The sequence below is a fragment of the Rhizobium viscosum genome (assembly GCF_014873945.1).
GTDB lineage: Bacteria > Pseudomonadota > Alphaproteobacteria > Rhizobiales > Rhizobiaceae > Rhizobium > Rhizobium viscosum.
Window position 1 is genome coordinate 284,474 of record NZ_JADBEC010000001.1, and the last position, 20,071, is coordinate 304,544.

General features: G+C 57.7%; 19 protein-coding genes. 11 read left to right on the forward strand and 8 right to left on the reverse strand.

The window, feature by feature from the left end; translation table 11 throughout:
- Positions 1–118 precede the first annotated feature (118 nt).
- The 3 genes from H4W29_RS01465 to H4W29_RS01475 form a co-directional block, all read right to left on the reverse strand.
- On the reverse strand, positions 119–826 hold the full coding sequence (locus H4W29_RS01465) for an adenylate/guanylate cyclase domain-containing protein (RefSeq protein WP_192727375.1): 708 nt from the start codon (positions 824–826) through the stop codon (positions 119–121).
- A gap of 3 nt (positions 827–829) precedes the next feature.
- Complete coding sequence (locus H4W29_RS01470; RefSeq protein ID WP_192727376.1) at positions 830–1,744, reverse strand: TIR domain-containing protein; 915 nt, start codon at positions 1,742–1,744, stop codon at positions 830–832.
- Between the two features lie 237 nt (positions 1,745–1,981).
- Positions 1,982–2,263, reverse strand: a complete 282-nt coding sequence (locus H4W29_RS01475; protein WP_192727377.1) for a hypothetical protein — start codon at positions 2,261–2,263, stop codon at positions 1,982–1,984.
- A 158-nt stretch (positions 2,264–2,421) separates the two neighbouring features.
- Here H4W29_RS01475 and H4W29_RS01480 point away from each other — a divergent pair, with 158 nt between their 5' ends.
- Both H4W29_RS01480 and H4W29_RS01485 read left to right on the forward strand, forming a co-directional pair.
- Entirely contained in the window at positions 2,422–2,973 is a 552-nt protein-coding gene (locus tag H4W29_RS01480) for a hypothetical protein (protein WP_192727378.1), read from the forward strand.
- Between the two features lie 172 nt (positions 2,974–3,145).
- Positions 3,146–4,048: a restriction endonuclease gene (locus H4W29_RS01485; protein WP_192727379.1), complete on the forward strand. Its 903-nt coding sequence runs from the start codon at positions 3,146–3,148 to the stop codon at positions 4,046–4,048.
- Between the two features lie 44 nt (positions 4,049–4,092).
- Here H4W29_RS01485 and H4W29_RS01490 read toward each other — a convergent pair whose 3' ends face one another.
- From H4W29_RS01490 to wrbA, 5 genes are all read right to left on the reverse strand, one after another.
- Entirely contained in the window at positions 4,093–4,242 is a 150-nt protein-coding gene (locus tag H4W29_RS01490) for a hypothetical protein (RefSeq protein WP_192727380.1), read from the reverse strand.
- Positions 4,243–4,432: 190 nt separating this feature from the next.
- Positions 4,433–4,783, reverse strand: coding sequence for a hypothetical protein (locus H4W29_RS01495; protein ID WP_192727381.1), 351 nt, complete (start codon positions 4,781–4,783; stop codon positions 4,433–4,435).
- 39 nt (positions 4,784–4,822) lie between these two features.
- Positions 4,823–5,116: a hypothetical protein gene (locus H4W29_RS01500; RefSeq protein WP_192727382.1), complete on the reverse strand. Its 294-nt coding sequence runs from the start codon at positions 5,114–5,116 to the stop codon at positions 4,823–4,825.
- A 239-nt stretch (positions 5,117–5,355) separates the two neighbouring features.
- Positions 5,356–6,579, reverse strand: a complete 1,224-nt coding sequence (locus H4W29_RS01505) for a tyrosine-type recombinase/integrase (RefSeq protein ID WP_192727383.1) — start codon at positions 6,577–6,579, stop codon at positions 5,356–5,358.
- Between the two features lie 351 nt (positions 6,580–6,930).
- Complete coding sequence (wrbA, locus tag H4W29_RS01510; RefSeq protein WP_192727384.1) at positions 6,931–7,527, reverse strand: NAD(P)H:quinone oxidoreductase type IV; 597 nt, start codon at positions 7,525–7,527, stop codon at positions 6,931–6,933.
- Between the two features lie 221 nt (positions 7,528–7,748).
- On the opposite strand from wrbA, the gene H4W29_RS01515 reads away from it, so the two are divergent.
- From H4W29_RS01515 to H4W29_RS01555, 9 genes are all read left to right on the forward strand, one after another.
- On the forward strand, positions 7,749–8,525 hold the full coding sequence (locus tag H4W29_RS01515; RefSeq protein WP_192727385.1) for a competence/damage-inducible protein A: 777 nt from the start codon (positions 7,749–7,751) through the stop codon (positions 8,523–8,525).
- Between the two features lie 99 nt (positions 8,526–8,624).
- Positions 8,625–9,467 carry a putative universal stress family protein gene (locus H4W29_RS01520; protein WP_192727386.1) on the forward strand — a complete coding sequence of 281 codons (843 nt, stop codon included), beginning with the start codon at positions 8,625–8,627 and terminating at the stop codon, positions 9,465–9,467.
- A gap of 168 nt (positions 9,468–9,635) precedes the next feature.
- The gene (gpt, locus tag H4W29_RS01525; RefSeq protein WP_007812968.1) at positions 9,636–10,133 is read left to right on the forward strand and encodes a xanthine phosphoribosyltransferase; all 498 of its coding nucleotides are present in this window, start codon (positions 9,636–9,638) and stop codon (positions 10,131–10,133) included.
- A 183-nt stretch (positions 10,134–10,316) separates the two neighbouring features.
- The gene (locus H4W29_RS01530) at positions 10,317–10,907 is read left to right on the forward strand and encodes a hypothetical protein (RefSeq protein WP_192727387.1); all 591 of its coding nucleotides are present in this window, start codon (positions 10,317–10,319) and stop codon (positions 10,905–10,907) included.
- A 585-nt stretch (positions 10,908–11,492) separates the two neighbouring features.
- Positions 11,493–15,305 (forward strand): vitamin B12-dependent ribonucleotide reductase, encoded by a 3,813-nt coding sequence (locus H4W29_RS01535; RefSeq protein WP_192727388.1) that lies wholly within the window; start codon positions 11,493–11,495, stop codon positions 15,303–15,305.
- A gap of 181 nt (positions 15,306–15,486) precedes the next feature.
- On the forward strand, positions 15,487–16,710 hold the full coding sequence (locus H4W29_RS01540; protein ID WP_192727389.1) for a nucleotidyltransferase domain-containing protein: 1,224 nt from the start codon (positions 15,487–15,489) through the stop codon (positions 16,708–16,710).
- A complete protein-coding gene (locus H4W29_RS01545) occupies positions 16,707–18,416 on the forward strand; it encodes a ThiF family adenylyltransferase (protein ID WP_192727390.1) in 1,710 nt (569 codons plus the stop codon). Before H4W29_RS01540 ends, H4W29_RS01545 begins: the two co-directional genes overlap by 4 nt.
- On the forward strand, positions 18,413–18,892 hold the full coding sequence (locus H4W29_RS01550) for a Mov34/MPN/PAD-1 family protein (RefSeq protein ID WP_210332128.1): 480 nt from the start codon (positions 18,413–18,415) through the stop codon (positions 18,890–18,892). Before H4W29_RS01545 ends, H4W29_RS01550 begins: the two co-directional genes overlap by 4 nt.
- Positions 18,882–19,961 (forward strand): SAVED domain-containing protein, encoded by a 1,080-nt coding sequence (locus tag H4W29_RS01555; protein WP_192727391.1) that lies wholly within the window; start codon positions 18,882–18,884, stop codon positions 19,959–19,961. Before H4W29_RS01550 ends, H4W29_RS01555 begins: the two co-directional genes overlap by 11 nt.
- Positions 19,962–20,071: the final 110 nt, after the last annotated feature.

The following is a 20,071-nucleotide window of genomic DNA, read 5'->3' on the forward strand; positions in this document are numbered from 1 at the left end:
TCGGCGCGGGTGGCTTTGCGACCGGCGGACTTCTGAAGGCTTGGGTACTGCGCAGTTTTGCTCGCCACACTACGCGACCCGATGGAACGACTAAGTTAGCGGCGGTTGGTTTGAGCAGCTAGTTGGAGACTGCCCACCAGTAAGTCGAACCATAGGCAGGGATGTCGTTCTGCTGAGTCCAGCTGAATTTTTTCCACATATCCTGCCGGGGATTGCCTCCATATTTGGCATCATCCCTCAACCGATTATAAGCGTCTTCCGTGATCCATGTCCGTTGTGGAAGCTTTATCTCAGTAAGCTTAGCCGCATAGTTGGCGGCTCGCCCGACCCAGACAATGTCGTTATCGCCTCGAACGCCTGTTCGCGCAGCTCGTACCGGGCTTGTGTCGATGCCCACTACCTGGCTTACAGTGAAGGTGTTGCCTGAATACTGGTTAGACAGAGCTGGGTTGATAACGTTCTGGACTGCCCAATTGATTTTCAATCCGCAGATCGCCGCATCCGAGGTTTGGGTGTTGCCGATAAATACTGCCATCACCCGATCGCCGTCGTAAGAGGTGATGACGCCCCCGCTATCGCGAATGATTTTCCCAGAGCAGAACAAGAACGTTTTGTAGATTTCAGCCGCTTTTTGCCATCCGAGGGTATCGACCATGTTCGTCGAGCCGGTAAGGTCTGCATAGAGCACCGTGGCACGATCGAATTCGACCGCATCATTCGACAGTTTCAGATCAGTTGGTGAGGGAACAACCTGCCCGGCCCGTGTCGCCCATTGCTCCCGGAACGTTTGAGCTGCGTGATCTTGAAGGTCTTTTAGCAGGCCCATTCGTTATCCGTTGTTTGGTCCCATTTCCATGATGTGATCGCGCAGCTTGTGGCAAGCGGGCGCCAGCTTAGCAGCCATGTCGTGTCCCGGCTCAAAGCGGTAAGGGATGGTGGTCAGGCCAGCCATATCGCTCGGAAGCCTGACCTTTTCGTCTCGCGGCTCCATGAGGATAGCCCGGCGGCGGCCGAGACGGCCCATGAACAGGCCCAGCTCCAAGATGACGTTATCGCGTGGCGATGGCCATTCCTGCCCGCGATAGACCGTGGCGTCATCGCCGTGAGCGATCGCAATCGCAAAGTCGGAGTCGTCAACCGCCGCCTCAAGTGCGTCCATAGTGTAGTTGGCGACGCGAAAAACGCCGTCCGTCCATATCGTGCAGGTGAAAGGGTCGTGTTCAAAAGCACTCTGAATGGCACGCGCGATCGGCAGCCCTTCAACAGATGAAATGATGAACACGCGGATCTTATCCCGGTGCACATTCACCAGCTTGTTGCGCTCGATCAGCCGGCGCGAAAGCTCTTGCGCGATCGTGCGGTAGAGGTGCGGAAAGAGGGTGGCGACCTGGTCAAACTCAGGTTCGGTTAGCTTTGCGACCACTGCAGATGTTTGAGCTACCACGCTCGCCGAGCGTTTTTGCGTCGGCTGAATCGCAGCCATTTCGCCAATGGTGTCACCCGGCCCGCGTGTTGCGACCGGACGGCCATTCACGACGACTTGGAAGGTGCCGGCAAGGATGAAGTAGATATCATTGCTGTCGTCGTCCTGCCGGATCAGTTCAAACCCGGCTGGATGTTCCTCGATCGTGCAACGATCGGCCAATTCCGTGGCGACATCCTCTTTGCCCCTGACCAGTTTTTGACCCGCTAAAGCATCGATGCGAAGTCGGCGACCGTCATCGCCCTCAAAACGTTCTTTCATTTATCCCCCATCCATTTCGTGGGGAATTTAATGCAACCTTCGGACGAAGACAATCGATCGGCGGATTAGACGAACCGTCGTAGGGAGCTTCTGGCTGTCTGATTTGTGAGTTTGGCAGGAGGCCGGGTGGGGGGGAATTTCCTGAGGATGGGTGAGCACGTCGAGCACGGTCAGGACATCAGGACGCGCGAGTATAGCAATTCCCCACTAAGCCACAGAAAAGAATGCATTTAAATATCACCCGACTGCTTTAATCAATTTCCAGTTACACCATTTCGTGGCATGTGTTATGGTGAGTTTACAGGCAATAGAGCTATCTGACGCCGCACCAGCAATATCTAAAGCCTTGTTTTTATTGTATAAATTTCCTATATTAAGGTTGTCATTGAGGATAAAAGAAACAGCGTCCAAACCTGCAAGACCTTTTATCCATCGCCTGGCAGTGAGCAATGACCGGCTGGCGTCCAAACCCAGCCAAGTAATGTCCGGTATTACGGAGGCGGCGTCCAAATCCGCCATTCCATACTGGAAACCCCGGCCGGATTCCAACCCCGGCCAAACTAATGCAGAGGCCCGGGCCGACGGCTTCCAACCCCGTCGGTCCCGGATCCATCACTTGGCAGTGAGCATAACCAGCTGGGGTCCAAACCCAGCCTCTTCATAAGGATAGCAAAAAGATGGCCCCGCGTAAAAAGATTGCAAAAAGACAGTTAGAGCTTCGAAACCGGCTATGGGCGGATCTCGATCTCGATACCAACGAAGACGAGCTGCTGTGGACCCGTCAGGTCTACAATGGCTTTACGACGTTGCCCAAGGCGATGCCCCTCATGCTTGGCATCATGGACGACCTCGCTGGAGGCCAGCCCGTCTCAGGAACCTATCTTGAGCTTTGGTGCCGGACATTCGACGATAATTTCGTGGTCCTGTCCAAACAGGAGGAAATCGCGTTCCATTCCGGCTTCAGCGGTCAGCGTGCTGTCCGAACTTGGAAAGGCCGGCTCAAGCTTCTCGCCGAATTAGGGTTTATCAAGCTCGCAGCTGGTCCATCCGGAGATAGTAGCTACGCGCTGATCTTGAACCCCTATCATGTCATCCGCAACCTGCATGCCGCCGGTAAGGGCGTTCGTCAGGACAAGTACAACGCACTGGTGGCACGCGCGGTCGAAATCGATGACGAGAGCCTGGCGCCGCCGCCTGCCCCGAAGGTCGCGGCCAAGCCTGCCGCATAAGGAATGGCGTCTCCCCGCTCCACTCCCGCCAGTGCTTCGCATAGTGGTGCGTCGTATTTCCGTATTTCAGTAAAATCACATTGTGGATTGCATTGGATTTGTTTGCCGACGGCGGCGGTCTGCTAGTAAATTCAAGACAACCGAAAGAGCTGCCCGACCCATGACGCTATCCATGAAAGAATCCAGCGCGATTGCTGCGCTTGCAGGCCTCCTCTACGACTTTCTTCCTGGAAGTGGAAACAATGCGACAGCCTTTCCTCTAGCGGCCCAGAAAGTCGGAGTTGCCCAATACTGGCAACCTGGTAGCAAGCTGCCGTCCCTCACCCAGCTTCTGACGTTGACTCTGGAGCATCGTCGCAGCAGCTTCTGCCCTTTGATCCTCGAAATCGTCCGGCAGTCGATGACCTGGCGCGGCAAACGCGATCCCCTCACCCGCGCAGAGATCGATCAGCTCAACAAACTACTGCCGGGGGTTGGTTTCAAAATTCCGGATCTTCTGGAGCCCGAGTTCCTGGATACCTTTCCCGGCACTCCTGCGGCTGCACCAACACCGACCGCCCCTACGACGCAATCACAGGCGGCGGATCCCGCCAAGCTGGCTGAGTTGAGCATCCGGATCCGTGATCTTGGATCCCTGGCACCGCAGGAGCGAGGTTTCGCGTTCGAGCGGTTCCTGCATGACCTGTTCGATGCCTACGGCCTGTCGCCGCGCGCATCGTTCCGTCCACGTTCCGGGGAGCAGATTGACGGCAGTTTCGAACTTGATGGCGACACTTACCTTCTGGAGGCGAAGTGGCATAGTGCACCAACGCCTGCTGCCGACCTCCATGTCCTGAATGGCAAGCTTAATGGCCGACCAACATGGTCGCGTGCGCTCTTTATCAGCTACGGAGGATTCAGCCCGGACGGGCTTGCCGCCTTCAATCAAGGCAAGAGCAGCCTGATATGTATGGACGGCTTTGATCTCTACGAGACTTTGAGCCGAGGCCTGCCGCTTGATCGCGTTATCGCGAAGAAAGCACGTCGAGCGGTTGAAACCGGCCTTTGCCACGTCTCTGTGCGGGATCTCTTCTGAGCTGCATGCGCATTTACGACGTTTCTTAAAATCGCATTTCTGCATTAGCTGATGGTGCGCCAGACCGGCGCACCCACGATCCACGCCAAGGCTATGAGCAGGAGGAGGCAGCCTGCCAGCACGAACACGGCTGCCAGCCCTCGCGCTTTGATCGTCACTCCCCAAATCGTCACTTCCAGCTCGTTTTTGTTCATGGCCCTACCTCACATACGGTTTAGGAGAACCATGCACGACGATAGTTGTCGCCGCAAAGCACAGGTCTCAGAGGCCAAGCCTAAACCGCGATTGCGCACCGTTAAGTGCGAATCGGCTCTGAAATACATCAATGAAAACAGTCGGCGCCATCGTCGTATTTACGTTTTTCTGTAAATACGACGACAGGCCTTAGAACTTTGAGCGCCCACGTCGAGATTGATGGTCGTCTTCATCCGACTTGTAGACCAGGAACAAGCGATCCGCCCTTCCCTGCTCGTCACGCGATACCTTCCGCGTGATCACTTTGCTGCGGAACGCCGCATCGACGATTTCGGCTTCGGCCATCCCGAGCTGCGCCACCAGGTGTAGGACAGTGCGCTGACCACCGTCGTCGCCCATACCACGTTCGTCCTTCAGATACGCTTCTAGCCGCCGGCGCCGGCAGTAACGTGTCAGCTGGTAAGTGCAGAACGCCCAGACCGCCACCACGGCCGTCAGGATCGAGGCTGCGTTGGCAATCAGATCGAGGGTTTCATTCATGGCGAGTGTCCGTAAAATCGCAAATACAGAAAATCGTGTTTACGCTTTCGGCTTGATCGGGTCTTCGGCCGATTGCACGCATTTCGCTGCAACGAACTTCGCCCCGGGGCTATGGGTCAGAATTCCCTGCATCAGCGTCGGGCCGGCTGACGGCAGAGCGCCCTCACAGTCCGCAAGCGTCATGTCGGGCACGGATGGGTTATCGAAAGCCATCTGGGCCGGCCGGCCGCTGGCGTCAGTAAAATCGACCACGATCCAGACCTTGTCGGATTTACCCGAACAGGCCGCCAGCAAGGCCGCCACTAGAATGGCGCCGCAATTGTATGACTTCATGCGATGGAATCCCCCCTGAGATTGCCATTCCAGCAGAGACCGCTGACCGTGGCAAGACGGTAGGCAGCGGTTGCGATTTTCCGTAAAATCGCAAATGTGGCTTCATGGCGAAGATGCAAAGGGAAGTGTCGTGTCGTCCACTTGCCGAAATGGTTCTCCCTGATTTTGGCGAAGGCTCTCACAACTTCGCGCGAATCGCATCCAGTGCAAGCGAAATAATGGTTGCGTTGCGACGGGCGTCATATGCGATGCGCATTTCGCTTTTCGTGCGCAACAATCAGCTTCTTCGATTTCACCTTACGCCTGACGTTTACAGCGGCAGCGCTGATACTGGTAGAGATATGCGAAGCATAGTATTTCTCAATCATCTCCACGCTGGTCCGACAATTTTTAGCCACCTGATAGATGTCCGCGCCCTCCATGAGTCGGAGGCAAATGTAGGTGTGGCGAAGGCTGTAGGCCGTGCGGCGATTGCCCTCTCGGTCGAATTTGAGCCCTTCCTCCTCCAAGATGTTGTTGAACATCTCGACATGGTTGTCCTCGAAAATGAGCGCATCCGGTTTGGGAAGATTGCGCTTAAGCAGCCGTTCAAAAGGAATGACGGCACTCGGCATACTTTTGCAATACCCCACGCCACGCTTGCCGCGCACCTGGATGAGAAGGATCGTATCACCCGTTTCTTCATCCTCGACGATCTCAACATCCCGGTATTGAAGCCTCTTGGCCTCATCAGGCCTAAGGCCCGTATTCGCCATGAATAGAACGTAGTCGTGCAGTTGCTGCGCATTCCATTGGAAGCGTTTGTCACGGTGCTTTTCAGCGCGATTGCGGGTTGCTGTGTACAGCCGCTTGTACTCTTCAGCAGAGAACCATGCCCGGTGGGAGATCTTTGACGATGAGTTATAAGGTGTCGAGAGATCTGGAAGGTGCGTCAGCCAGCCGTGGCGAATTGCGGTCTTGAGGACCTGGCGGAGGGTGACAATCTCCTGATGAAGAGTGCTTCTTGCGGGCAGCTTCTTTTGGGGCTTTCCATCCGGCTCGTTGGCTGGGACTTTCTCGGGTGCAGAGTTGTAGCGCATCACACGGAACTCCTGCACTTTACCCGCCGTCACCTCCGAAAGGCCTAGATCCCCGAAGAACGGCAGAAGGTAGAGGCGAAGGCGCCGCTCATTGTGCGAAACATAGACGCGGCTACGCGTGCCGCTGGTTACGACGTCATATTCCTCAAGATAGCGCTTGGCGGCATCCTTGAAGGTCTTTTCGTCTTTGAGACCGCCACCCTTTTCCTTGGCCTTCATCCGGAAGAACCAGTCTTCCGCGAATTCCTTGGCGAGAGCCAGGCTTTCCTCGCCGGTACTCGTCCGCCAGTTCTTGCCGTTGATGCGGGTCGAGCACTGCCACTTCTTACTGTTCTCGCGGCGATAGACGAGAACCTTACCTCCCAAAATCTCGTGACTGGCCATCCCTCAAATCCACCCTTTGCGTTCCGAAATCGGCAGGATCAGACTGTGTATGGAGTGTGTACGCGATAAACATGGAGAAATTGTGGTGCGCTGATTTTTAAGTTATTGATCTTATTTATTTTTATTTTCTACTATGAACCCGTATAGCCTAAGGCCGAGGGATTTTAAGTCTCTTGCGTCTACCAGTTTCGCCACGCTCGCGCGCCGTCCAGATCAACGACTTAGCCGGATTCGTCAAGTTTTTGTTTGCAGGACAACCTCTGCGTTTTGCGAAACCTGCCGATAACTTTATCCCAAAAATAAAACGGCGGCCCAAGGGACCGCCGTCTCAGAACGTGATTGTGGCGAAGCTCAAGCCAGTTTTGCGGCGATCTTGGCGACGTGCGCGCCCTGATACTTGGCAGCTTCGAGTTCGATTGCCGAAGGCTGACGGGAGCCGTCACCGTTGGTGATGGTGGATGCGCCGTAGGGCGAGCCGCCCTTGACTTCTTCCGTACCCATCTGGCCCTGGAATGCATAGGGAAGGCCGACATAGGCCATACCCTGATGGAGGAAGGTTGGGACGAAACCGAGGATCGTCGATTCCTGGCCACCATGCTGGGTCGCGGACGAGGTGAACATCGAGCCGACCTTGCCGACGAGCTTACCGGTGAACCACAGACCGCCCGTCTGGTCCCAGAAGTTGCGCATCTGCGATGCGACCGTGCCGAAGCGCGTGCCGGCGCCGACGATGATCGCATCGTAATCAGGCAGTTCGTCGACTGTGGCGATCGGGGCTGCCTGATCGAGCTTGTAATGGGAAGCTTTGGCGACTTCTTCGGAAACCAGTTCCGGAACGCGTTTGACAACAACTTCAGCGCCGGCGGACTTCGCGCCTTCCGCTACGGCATAAGCCATGGTTTCGATGTGGCCATAAGCCGAATAGTAGAGGACGAGAATCTTCGCCATTGTTATCTCCAACGAGGATTGGTTGAATTTCGTGACCGCGACCGTTCTACCAGCGCATCCGGTTCAACATAGTCCTGCACGCAAGAACTCACTGTTCACCGCCTGTAGACGAAATTTCACTTGCCGTTTCGTTTCGACCCTTCGGCCGCGTCGCTTTGCCGTTTGCAAAGTGGCCAAACGGCGCTACCTATTTCCAAGCTTCACACCACGGAAATATCCCCATGAGCAATGAGACTGTCGTTACCGCCGCCATGCTAGCCATCGGCGACGAGCTTCTTTCCGGCCGGACCAAGGACAAGAATATCGGCCACCTCGCCGATATGCTGACCATTTCGGGGATCGACCTGAAAGAGGTTCGCATCGTCGCCGACGAGGAAGATGCGATCGTCGAAGCGCTGAATGCAATTCGCGGCAAATACGACTACGTCTTCACGTCGGGCGGCATCGGGCCGACGCATGACGATATCACTGCGGATGCCGTCTCGAAGGCCTTTGGCGTTCCCTGCGAGCATGACGCGGCGGCGATGGTGCTGCTTGCCGAGATGTATAAGCGCCGGGAGATGGAATTCACTGAGGCCCGCCAGCGAATGGCCCGCATGCCGCGTGGTGCAGCCCATATTGTCAATCCGGTGTCGACCGCACCCGGCTTCATCATAGGCAATGTCTATGTCATGGCGGGTGTCCCGCAGGTCTTCCAGGCCATGGTCGATAATGTACTGCCGATGCTGAAGACGGGCACGCCGGTCCTCTCGCTCGCTATCGCCTGCCCTTATGGCGAAGGCGAGATCGGCACGCCATTGGCAGCGATCCAGAAGGCACATCCGGAAACCAGCATCGGCTCCTATCCGCGTTACGTGGGGCAGAAATTTTCAACCGAGATCGTGGTGCGGGGCCGCTCGCAGGATGTGATCGAGGCGGCGGGTGCGGATGTACGGGCCATGATCGAGGCTATCAGACGCAGGAAGGATATTGCCGAGAACTATCAGGCGGAAGCATGAGGACACGGTGCGGTCTTGATCATGGTCAAGGAACCGCAGCGCATTCCGGCGCATTCCTTTCCTCGCGGAGCATCATTTCAGCCGCAAAGGAGAATTGATATGTCTTATAAAACCATTCTCGCCATTCTGGATACCGCAGACAATAGCGGCGCCGTCGCCGATTTCGCCTTTGCCATTGCCGCAGAAAGCGGCGCCCATGTGATCGGTCTGCATGCCGAAACGATTGCCGCCGTGCCGCTGGTCGCGCCGATGGAAATTCCCGATCCGGTCGCCGTGCAGGCGCTTCAGGACATGGCCCATTCAGAGACTATCGCGGTCGAGCGGATTTTCCGCGCCCGTGCCGAGGCTGCCGGCGCGTCCTTCGAATGGCGGGCCTTTGCGACGTCGACCGGATACGGCTCGGGGCCGCTGATCGAAAGCGCGCGTAGCGCCGACCTGCTGATTGCCTCGCAAGCCGATCCGGTAAGACCCTCCGACAGCCACGTGAATGTCGACGAATTCCTGTTCGAAAGCGGCCGACCGGTACTGATGATCCCTTTTATCATCCGCCACCCGAAACCGATCAAGCGCGTGCTGATTGCCTGGAATGGCTCGAAGGAAGCGACGCGCGCCACCTTTGATGCCCTGCCGATCCTGAAGGCTGCCGAAGCCGTGGAGATCTTCTCCGTCGATCCGGCCGAGACCGCAACGCAATCGGCGACGATGGCCGGCACCGAGATCGCCGCGACGCTTGCCCGCCACGGCGTGAACGTGACACTTGCCACGGCCGCAAGCGGCGACAAGAACGCCTCACATGTCATCGAGAACCGGCTTTCGGACGACAGTATCGACCTTCTGGTCATGGGCGCCTACACGCATTCCTGGCTCTGGCAGGCGATCTTCGGAGGTACGACAAGGACGCTTTTGCAGTCGATGACGGCGCTGACATTGCTCTCTCGTTAAGGCCGCTCTTGCCTTTTGCCTCCAAATCCCGCTAATTGCGGCGACCGATGATATCAGGCTTCGGCATCCATCGCGCAGTTCCGGCTGCGCGATTTGCGTTTTGCCCGCCGATGTCCATTCGGTCGCCGGCAAACGGCGTGTCGTTTCTTCATGCCGCGGAGTAGCCCGATGTCCCTTCCCGATAAAGCCTTCCCCGTTTCCTGGGATCAGTTCCACCGCGATGCGCGTGCGCTTGCCTGGCGGCTCGCCGGCCTCGGGCAGGAGTTCAAGGCGATCGTCTGTATCACTCGTGGCGGCCTCGTTCCGGCGGCGATCATTTCGCGCGAATTGAACATCCGCCTTATCGAGACGGTTTGCGTCGCGTCCTATCACGACTACGTCAACCAGGGCGACATGGTGCTACTCAAAGGCATCGCGCCTGAACTGATGGAAAACGGCGGCGAAGGCGTGCTCGTCGTCGATGACCTTACCGATACCGGCAAGACAGCCGCCCAAGTGCGCGGCATGTTGCCGAAGGCGCATTTTGCCTGCGTCTACGCCAAACCTAAGGGCGTGCCGACCGTCGATACCTTCATCACCGAAGTCAGCCAGGACACCTGGATCTACTTCCCCTGGGATATGGGCTTTACCTACCAGGAGCCGATCGCCAAGGGTGCTCGCGGCTAACAGCCATCGACGCGAGCAACCTCCGGTTTTGCGACCAAAAATTGTCCCAATATTTGTCTTCCCGATAGCGGATTCCAGCCCCTGCTCGGTAACGTCCGTTTTATTTTATTAGCATAACGTCAGGCAACCACCGGTCGCAGAGACCGAACACAAAGTGGGGCTGAATGCGGTTGGGGAAGCGCAATGGTATGCTGGGGCAAGATTCGAACGGCAGCGGCCTTCGGGCTGATCGGCTGCCTGTTTCCTTATACGCCTGCCGGTGCCGAGCCGGCCTATATCGGCGTGGTGCGTGAATATGTCGAAACGCTCGTCCGGCCGATGGTCGAGGCCTCCGTTGTCGTGAAGGCCATCGAGGAGCAGAACGCCAAATTCGGCGATGTCAGCGAGATGGACGTGCGGGTGCTGGACGAAACCTACCAGGCGGAGGTCGCCCAGGGCGATCTCCAGATGGTCAAGGCGCTGATGGCGAAATCTGTCTCGCATTATCTCAAATCGAAACAGGATGATTCGCAGGGAACGATCCTCGAATTCTTCGTGACCGACTGTCACGGGCTGAATGTCGGCCAGAGCACCCTCACGACGGACTACTGGCAGGGTGATGAGGACAAATTTCTCCAAACCTTCGCTCGCGGTTCGCAGGAGATATACATCAGCCAGGCCGAGCGCGACGAGTCGACCCAGCTTCTTGAGACTCAGGCAAGCTTCGTGATCACCGACGAGGCGGGCAAGCCGATTGGCACGGCGACCGTCACGATTTCCATCGACGCCCTCTAGAAAGGGCTGATTTCCCTCAACGAATCGCCATGCGCATTTGTGTCGCAAAAGCCATCCTAACTTTTGCCGCAGTTGATTTTTTTAAGATTCCGGCCTTTCCCCTGCCTGAACAACGACGCAAGCCCTTGTATTTTCAGGCTTCCCCGGACTTTCCCCAGTCTTCACAACAGCATCCACAAGATGTTGTGGTTAGCATTCGGTTACGTTCCACCCCTTGACGGAATCAGCAGTTTCAAACTTAATGTTTCAGATGTTGCGGCGGCGACTGAACCGGAGGTAACGAGACCGGTTCTTCCAAGGAAAATTGAACGCAGAATCAGGGTGTTGGACCGCCAAGAGCGGTGACGTCCGCAGGCATTTCTGCGCCTTATTTCCGGCCCCAAAAAGCGACATCGGGGACTGGTAAAAATAAGCTGTTAACACTATATTTAGTGTTTGCAGCCAGCCTCACCACAAGATACAGGAAAACCATCTCCGGATGACAATCCTGTCACAAGACGGAACGAGCACTGGCCGCGCTAGGGGACAACGCGTAGCCGGACGGGAATTTTGCGCCCTTTCGGGTGCCAACAAGAGGTTAAGAACATGCGCATCGAACGTCGGTTTACGAAGGCTGGTCAGGGCGCTTATGCGGATATCGAATTCCGCAAGGCGACGAGCGAGATCAAGAACCCGGATGGCTCGATCGTCTTCCGCCTCGAAAACATCGACGTTCCCGCGCAGTTTTCCCAGGTCGCCACCGACGTTCTGGCGCAGAAGTATTTCCGCAAGGCCGGTGTCCCTGCCCGCCTGAAAAAGGTCGAGGAGAACAGTGTCCCCTCCTTCCTGTGGCGCTCCGTTGCCGACGACGCTGCGCTGAAGGACCTGCCGAAGGACGAACAGACCGGCTCGGAAATCGATGCGCGCCAAGTCTTCGATCGCCTCGCCGGCACCTGGACCTACTGGGGTTGGAAGGGCGGCTATTTCTCTTCCGAGGAAGATGCAGCAGCGTTCAAGGACGAGCTTGCCTATATGCTCGCCACGCAGCGCGTTGCCCCGAACTCCCCGCAGTGGTTCAACACCGGCCTGCACTGGGCCTACGGTATCGATGGTCCCGGCCAGGGCCACTTCTACGTCGATCCCTTCACCGGCAAGATCACCAAGTCCAAGTCCGCCTACGAACATCCGCAGCCGCACGCCTGCTTCATCCAGTCCGTTGAAGACGACCTCGTCAACGAAGGCGGCATCATGGACCTCTGGGTGCGTGAAGCGCGGCTATTCAAGTACGGCTCCGGCACCGGCTCCAACTTCTCCATGCTGCGCGGCGAAGGCGAAAAGCTTTCCGGCGGCGGCCGTTCTTCCGGCCTGATGAGCTTCCTGAAAATCGGCGACCGCGCTGCCGGCGCCATCAAGTCGGGCGGCACGACCCGCCGTGCTGCCAAGATGGTCGTCGTCGATATCGACCATCCCGATATCGAGGAATATATCAACTGGAAGGTCAAGGAAGAGCAGAAGGTTGCCGCTCTCGTGACCGGCTCCAAGGTCGTCGCTCAGCATCTGAAGGCGATCATGAAGGCCTGCGTCAATTGCGAAGGCGACAATGGCGATTGCTTCGACCCGGCCAAGAACCCGGCCCTGAAGCGCGAAATCCGCGCTGCCAAAAAGGATCAGGTTCCGGAAAACTATGTCCAGCGCGTCATCCAGTTCACCCGCCAGGGCTACAAGGACATGGAGTTCAAGACCTACGACACGGACTGGGATTCGGAAGCCTATCTCACCGTCTCCGGCCAGAATTCCAACAACTCCGTCTCGATCAAGGACAACTTCCTGCGCGCCGTCGAGGAAGACGGCGATTGGAACCTGACCGCCCGCAAGGACGGCCGGGTGATGAAGACGCTGAAGGCCCGCGACCTCTGGGAAACGATTTCCTATGCCGCCTGGGCATCGGCCGATCCGGGCATCCACTTCAACACGACGATGAACGACTGGCACACCTCGCCGGCCGGCGGCCCGATCCGCGGCTCGAACCCGTGCTCGGAATATATGTTCCTCGACGATACGGCCTGCAACCTCGCCTCGCTGAACTTGCTGCAGTTCAAGGACAAGGCCACCAAGCGCATCAATATCGGCGACTACGAACATGCCGTTCGCCTGTGGACCGTCGTGCTCGAAGTCTCGGTCATGATGGCGCAGTTCCCGTCGAAGCGCATCGCTGAGCTTTCCTACGAATACCGCACGCTCGGCCTCGGCTACGCCAATATCGGCGGCCTGCTGATGTCGACCGGTATCCCCTATGACAGCGCCGAGGGCCGCGCCATTGCCGGCTCGCTGACGGCCATCATGACCGGTATCTGCTACGCAACCTCGGCCGAAATGGCTGCCGAACTCGGCCCGTTCCCCAACTTCGCGCCGAACCGCGAGCACATGCTGCGCGTCATCCGCAACCATCGCCGCGCCGCCCATGGCGAGAATGCCGGCTACGAGGCTCTCTCGGTCAACCCGGTCGCGCTGATCCATCAGGAAAACCCGGACCAGGATCTGGCAGTCCATGCAATGGCTGCCTGGGACAAGGCGCTCGAACTCGGCGAAAAGCACGGCTACCGCAACGCGCAGGTCTCGGTCATCGCCCCGACCGGCACGATCGGCCTCGTCATGGATTGCGACACGACCGGCATCGAGCCTGACTTCGCGCTCGTAAAGTTCAAGAAGCTCGCCGGCGGCGGCTACTTCAAGATCATCAACCGCGCCGTTCCGGATGCGCTGCGCACGCTCGGCTATTCCGAAAGCCAGATCGCCGAGATCGAAGCCTATGCTGTCGGCCACGGCAACCTCAACCAGGCACCGGCCATCAACCCCTCGACGCTGAAGACCAAGGGCTTCACCGACGAGAAGGTGGAAGCCGTCAATGCGGCTCTGAAGAGCGCCTTCGACATCAAGTTCGTCTTCAACCAGTGGACGCTCGGCGCCGACTTCCTGAAGACCACCCTGAAGGTCTCCGACGAGCAGCTCACCGACATGAGCTTCAGCCTGCTCGAGCATATCGGCTTCTCGAAGAAGGATATCGAGGCTGCCAACATCCATGTCTGCGGTGCGATGACGCTGGAAGGCGCGCCTTTCCTCAAGAAGGAGCATCTGCCGGTCTTCGATTGCGCCAATCCGTGCGGCAAGATCGGCAAGCGTTACCTCTCGGTCGAAAGCCATATCCGCATGATGGCGGCTGCCCAGCCTTTCATCTCGGGTGCGATCTCCAAGACGATCAACATGCCGAACGAGGCGACCGTCGAGGATTGCAAGAACGCCTATATGATGTCGTGGAAGCTCGGCCTGAAGGCCAACGCGCTTTACCGTGACGGTTCCAAGCTTTCGCAGCCGCTCAACGCCTCGTTGATCGAGGACGAGAGCGACGAGGATGCGCTTGAAGATCTGATCCAGCAGCCGCTCGCCGCCCAGGCTGTTACGGTGACCGAAAAGATCATCGAGAAGGTGATCGAGCGTGTTTCCCGCGAACGCGAGAAGCTGCCGAACCGCCGCCAGGGCTACACCCAGAAGGCTGCAGTCGGCGGTCACAAGGTTTATCTCCGCACCGGCGAGTTCGGCGACGGCCGCCTTGGCGAGATCTTCATCGACATGCACAAGGAGGGTGCCGCCTTCCGCGCGATGATGAACAACTTCGCCATCGCCATCTCGCTTGGCCTGCAGTATGGCGTGCCGCTGGAAGAATATGTGGAGGCCTTCACCTTCACCAAGTTCGAGCCGGCCGGCATCGTCATCGGCAATGACGCGATCAAGAACGCCACGTCGATCCTCGACTACGTGTTCCGCGAACTCGCCGTCTCCTATCTCGGCCGTCACGACCTCGCCCATGTCGATACGTCCGACTTCTCGAACACGGCGCTCGGCAAGGGTATCCAGGAAGGCAAGACGAACCTCGTCTCCACCGGCTGGACCCGTGGCTACAAGCCGACGCTGGTCTCGAATACCGGCAACGACCGTCAGCTCGGCGAGCCAAAGGGTGCGGCAACCGCTGCCCCTGCCCGCGCCTCCTCGAGCGGTTCGGTGACCTCGTTTGCAGGTGCTGCAGCCCGCAAGCTGGAACCGACTGTGGCCATCTCCACCTCCGAAATCGTCGCCTTCAAGCGCGATTATGAAGAGCGTGCCAAGGAATTGGCCGAAGAGATTGCTGAAGAAGTGCTCGAAGAAACCGGCGCCGAAGCAACCGCCCTCTTCTCCGACAAGGCCGCAGCCGACGCTGCATCCGCCAAGACGGAAGCCAAGAAGGTGGAGGCCGAACGCCGCGCCCGCTCGATCATGCAGGGCTATACGGGCAACATGTGCAGCGAGTGCCAGAACTTCACGATGGTGCGCAACGGGACTTGCGAGAAGTGTGACACTTGCGGCGCGACCAGCGGCTGCAGCTGATTTGCCCGAGCGGCTGTAGCGTGACACGGACTTTGTCATTTTGACGTGAAACCGGTCGCAGATTTTCCAAACAGTTTTCCAGGCGTTTCGACGCCTGGAAAATCTCGCAGGAACAAAACAGGAAACAAACGTCCGAGTTGGAATCACTCTTCGAGTTCAAGCGCAATTGCGAGGTCTAGTCATGAATGTGCATGTCAATACGATCGAAGCATTTCTCGAAGCCGTGGTCACGGAACTCGAAATCCCGGAGCACCGCTACGATCAGGCCGACCGCAGCTTCAAGTCATTTGGCGCCTGGCTGCATCGCGAACAGAGTACCGTTCGCCACTTCGACCCGCAGGTCTACTGTCAGGGATCCTTCAGGCTTGGCACGGCGATCCGTCCACTCACGGACGAGGAGGAATACGACGTCGACTCCGTCTGCGAATTCAGACTCCTGACCAAGCAGCAGTTATCACCCTACGCTTTGAAGCAGTTGCTTGGTTATGAGGTGAAAGCCTACCACGACGCTCAGAACATGACGAAGCCAGTCAGAGAGGGAAACCGATGCTGGATCCTCGACTACGCCGATGGCGCGCAGTTCCATATGGATATCGTCCCGGCCATTCCAAACAGCGTTGAGCAAAAGCGGCTTCTTGAAGCGGTCATGTACGACACCCGCTGGGCGACGACGGCCATCTCGATTACGGATCGGCGTCTACCGAACTACCAGCAGGTTACAGATTACTGGCCGCGTTCGAATCCGAAGGGATTCTCCGACTGGTTCGCCTCAAGGCAGCTCGTAGTTCTCCAACGGCGGAAGCGGGCCAAGGTTGAGAGCCTTCACCGACAAGGTATCCGCGCTAGTGTCGAGGAGATGCCTGACTTCAAGGTGAAGACACCCCTGCAGTCGGCGATCATGATCCTTAAGCGTCACCGCGACAACACCTTCGCCCGCAATCCGGATATGAAACCGATCTCGGTTATCATTACCACTCTGGCCGCACACTCCTACGAAAATGAGGAGACGATCTCGGGTGCCCTCTTCGCGATCCTCCAGAAGATGGATCAGTTCATCAAGTACGACGGTCAAAACTACGTCATCGCCAATCCGACCGACCCCTACGAGAACTTTGCAGACAAGTGGCAGAAGGAGCCGGAGAAAGCTGACGCGTTTTTTGCATGGCTCCGTCAGGCTCGCGCGGATTTCTACGCAGCGGCACAGGCGGTCTCCTTCCAGGAGATGGCAGACGCCTTGACCCCGCGAATGGGCTATCGGCTCTCGACTCGTGCGGCCGACCGGCTGACGGGTGGTAACCGCCTGCTCCGTGCCGCGAGCGGGGCGTCCGCCGCTGGAGCTGCGACAACGGCGCCGAGTTTCGCAAACGCGGCGCGGCAGCCGACGAGACCTCAGGGCTATGCATGATCTGGTGGTTGGAAAACAGACAGCGTGCGAGGGCCGAAAAGGCAGCCCTCGTCGCGCTTCACGAGGACAATGACTGGTTCACGGGAATGCGGGTCAAGTTCGATGACCTACAGTTTTGTGCCGACGTCGCACTCGATTACGGCGGAGAGCTCTTTCATTTCGCCCTTCTCTATCCATCCACCTTCCCCGACAGTCCGCCTATGGTAATCCCCTACGGGGACCGCCTCATCTCAGGTCATCAATATGGGCCTGGCGGAGAATTGTGCCTGCAGTGGCGACCGGACAATTGGGATCCTTCGGTGACAGGCGCGATGATGATCGAGAGCGCCTATAACCTTATCAAGGAGGAACGCCCCTCTAATGGTGGATTCGGTGAGGTCCAGTCGGTCCACCAGATGTCGCTCGGCGCAGAGCTTAGGTTCTCGAGTTGGCGTCTGATGGCTCCAGGTGACGCGTGGACGTCGCTCGACGGGCAGCTTCCGGAACTCGTCGCGAACATCTCGCTTATGCAAACGGCAAAACGGCATAGTCGCGTCCTCCATCTCAAATCAATCGGCGGCGCTGGAAACGAATTCTGGAAGTCGACCCGGCCGCTGCCGACTCATGCGGTAGAACGGACAGGATTCTTGATACGCACCGGGCAGGACATGAGCGTGGTGGCCCAACACCCCGGCGGAGCGCTAGGTGATCTCTCAAAACGGATACCAGAGCTGGCGGAGTTCCTGAATACGCGAGAGCCGATTTTTCTCGTTCTCATCGAGGGAAACGGCCGTCGAACCGCGTTCGACGTCCTCTGCGAAAAGGGCGAGCCCTACCTTATTCCCTATCGGATCGTTGACGAGGCAGATCTCGCCCGTCGCTCTGCATCGGATCGAGAAGTCGTCTCGCAATCCCGCATCGCGATCGTCGGCTGCGGCTCTATCGGATCAAAGGTGGCCGCTTCTCTTGCGCGTGGGGGCGCGCGCAAGTTTCTTCTGGTCGACGAGGATATCTTTCTGCCAAGCAACCTCGTTCGCAACGAACTGGATGCACGGGCGATCGGCTGGCACAAGGTTGAGGCACTGGCGGACCGTATCGAACAGATAGTGGCAGACGCCGACGTGATCGTCCGAAGGGTGGCGCTTGGCAGTCAGACGTCGGCAGCGTTGATGGAAGCCACCTTGGAACTGATTGGTGAATGCGAACTGATCGTCGACGCGACGGCAAATCCAACGTCGTTCAACCTGTGCGCGGGCGCCGCGAGAAGGAACCGGAGGCCGATGGTATGGGCCGAGGTTTTTGGAGGCGGCATCGGTGGCATCATTGCCAGAGCGAGACCGGATTCCGATCCCCATCCGCTGGCAGCTAGAAAGCAGATAACGACATGGTGCGAAGACCAAAATAAGCCATGGGAGTTCCGGGTTGCCGACTCCTACGACGCGAACAGGGACGACGGGCCGCCATTTATCGCGGACGACGCAGACGTTTCCGTCATCGCTGCCCATGCCTCTCGTTTCGCGATCGACATCCTTCAAGGCGGAGAAACGAGCTTTCCCTATTCTGGCTACGCGATAGGGCTCAAGAAAGCATGGATATTCGAGGCGCCATTCGATACGTGGCCGATCGAACTTCGTATCACGGACCCTTGGGAGCTGCCGGCCGAAGGTTCATCCGACGAGGAAATCAGCTCATTTATATCCGACCTGATGAATGAGGGTCGTACGTGACGGTGCAGTTGGTCCTTCCTCGGGCGATCGTGGAGAAGATGGGGACTGTTCTCGCTCGTGCCGGTCGGCGAGAGATCGGCGGTGTCCTGATGGCGCGGCAGAGAGAGCCCGGCGCTTTTGAGATAGTGGAATTCTCCGTCGACGAACTGTCCGGCCAACGAGCGCACTTCGTTAGGGATCATGCCTATCACAACAAATTCCTGGGGGCGTTCTTCGACAAGACGGGACACGACTATCAGAATTTCAACTACATCGGCGAATGGCATTCGCACCCCGAACTTCCGATCCTTCCGAGCGTCACGGACATCGAGTCGATGGAAGGCTTGGTGAACGGAGAACGCGACATTCCGTTCGCGGTGCTTCTCGTAGTCAGAGCGGACAGCCCGAACGAGTTCGTTGCGGTCGCGACCTTCCACCAACGTGGCACGGTGCCGGAGCCTGCCCTACTCGACATAGAGAACATACATGTATCGTGAAACCATTGACTGGGGCGTTCGCGAGTTCGTGAAGTTTCTGTTCCGACCGAAAGGATTCGAGGGCAGGATCGCCAGCTTGTGCATCCCGGTTCTTGTCGCCCTTCTCGGCGGGAACTGGCTGGTGAAAGCCACCGTCAAAGGCGACTATTCTTTCGAAGTCGGTTCGACGAATATCATCCCGGAATGGGCGCAGTGGCCGTTGGTCATTTTGTTTACGGGTATCTTCGTTTTCTGTGTCTGGGTCGGCTGGAAACGATTCTCGCGCGAGAACGAACTTCGTAACAGGAAGAAGGTGGTCGTTGTCGAGGGACGCGGCCTACGAGAGGACGACGGCTCCCCACTTGCGGCAGCGGTCTCATCGGACATCGTAGGGCATCGCATCCCGGTCGTCCTCGACCTTCGGCAGCGGCGTGACGGCGTCATCATTGAGCCGGCAGAACTCCTGCCGGAAGTGGATGCGACCCGCCGGGTGGTCCAACAACATGCGAAGCAAAACGACAGGCAGGACGTCACGCTCGTGTACGGCGGCTTGACGCCTGTTCCGATGACCTTCTTGACGGGCGTCGCATTCGACGACGAAGGCAGTATCGTAGTGATGGACTGGGACAGGACACGCGAGGCATGGAGAAGCCTCGATGGTCACGACGATGGACAGCGCTTTCTGCTTGAAGGCTTCGACGCCATCGCGAACATTTCGGAGGTCGTATTGGCGATCTCCGCATCCTACCTGGTCCGATCCGAGAACATAGCAACCACCTTCGACCTTCCGGTCGTTCGGATGTCGCTGCCGGACCTGAACTCTTCACACTGGTCTCAGACGAAACAGAATGCACTGGCGCAGCAGCTTTTCGAAGCAGCGAAGCTCCTCGAGGCGAAGAGTGTCAAGACCATTCACCTCCTCCTGGCGGCGCAGAACAGTGTCGTGTTCAATCTGGGCCGCCGCTACGACAAGCGCAACCTACCCGGCATCGTCGTCTATCAGTACGAAGCAAACAGCACGAAGAAGTTTCCCTGGGGAATTCGGATGCCTATCGGTGGCGAGACGTCTCCGTCAATTGTCAGGAACTGACAACCTTCCGTGGCGACGTGCTGCTGGCAGGAGCAACGGGAGATTAACAAATCAAAGACAAAATGAAGACCACTACTGCGCAGGGTTGCGAAATCGATGGTAAGGTTGGT

What these genes read in the sequence shown, in the direction of transcription:
- H4W29_RS01465 (WP_192727375.1), bottom strand. Translation starts at nt 826, where the DNA reads ATGGGCCTGCTAAAAGACCTTCAAGATCACGCAGCTCAAACGTTCCGG.
- H4W29_RS01470 (WP_192727376.1), bottom strand. Translation starts at nt 1,744, where the DNA reads ATGAAAGAACGTTTTGAGGGCGATGACGGTCGCCGACTTCGCATCGAT.
- H4W29_RS01475 (WP_192727377.1), bottom strand. Translation starts at nt 2,263, where the DNA reads ATGGCGGATTTGGACGCCGCCTCCGTAATACCGGACATTACTTGGCTG.
- H4W29_RS01480 (WP_192727378.1), top strand. Translation starts at nt 2,422, where the DNA reads ATGGCCCCGCGTAAAAAGATTGCAAAAAGACAGTTAGAGCTTCGAAAC.
- H4W29_RS01485 (WP_192727379.1), top strand. Translation starts at nt 3,146, where the DNA reads ATGAAAGAATCCAGCGCGATTGCTGCGCTTGCAGGCCTCCTCTACGAC.
- H4W29_RS01490 (WP_192727380.1), bottom strand. Translation starts at nt 4,242, where the DNA reads ATGAACAAAAACGAGCTGGAAGTGACGATTTGGGGAGTGACGATCAAA.
- H4W29_RS01495 (WP_192727381.1), bottom strand. Translation starts at nt 4,783, where the DNA reads ATGAATGAAACCCTCGATCTGATTGCCAACGCAGCCTCGATCCTGACG.
- H4W29_RS01500 (WP_192727382.1), bottom strand. Translation starts at nt 5,116, where the DNA reads ATGAAGTCATACAATTGCGGCGCCATTCTAGTGGCGGCCTTGCTGGCG.
- H4W29_RS01505 (WP_192727383.1), bottom strand. Translation starts at nt 6,579, where the DNA reads ATGGCCAGTCACGAGATTTTGGGAGGTAAGGTTCTCGTCTATCGCCGC.
- wrbA (WP_192727384.1), bottom strand. Translation starts at nt 7,527, where the DNA reads ATGGCGAAGATTCTCGTCCTCTACTATTCGGCTTATGGCCACATCGAA.
- H4W29_RS01515 (WP_192727385.1), top strand. Translation starts at nt 7,749, where the DNA reads ATGAGCAATGAGACTGTCGTTACCGCCGCCATGCTAGCCATCGGCGAC.
- H4W29_RS01520 (WP_192727386.1), top strand. Translation starts at nt 8,625, where the DNA reads ATGTCTTATAAAACCATTCTCGCCATTCTGGATACCGCAGACAATAGC.
- gpt (WP_007812968.1), top strand. Translation starts at nt 9,636, where the DNA reads ATGTCCCTTCCCGATAAAGCCTTCCCCGTTTCCTGGGATCAGTTCCAC.
- H4W29_RS01530 (WP_192727387.1), top strand. Translation starts at nt 10,317, where the DNA reads ATGGTATGCTGGGGCAAGATTCGAACGGCAGCGGCCTTCGGGCTGATC.
- H4W29_RS01535 (WP_192727388.1), top strand. Translation starts at nt 11,493, where the DNA reads ATGCGCATCGAACGTCGGTTTACGAAGGCTGGTCAGGGCGCTTATGCG.
- H4W29_RS01540 (WP_192727389.1), top strand. Translation starts at nt 15,487, where the DNA reads ATGAATGTGCATGTCAATACGATCGAAGCATTTCTCGAAGCCGTGGTC.
- H4W29_RS01545 (WP_192727390.1), top strand. Translation starts at nt 16,707, where the DNA reads ATGATCTGGTGGTTGGAAAACAGACAGCGTGCGAGGGCCGAAAAGGCA.
- H4W29_RS01555 (WP_192727391.1), top strand. Translation starts at nt 18,882, where the DNA reads ATGTATCGTGAAACCATTGACTGGGGCGTTCGCGAGTTCGTGAAGTTT.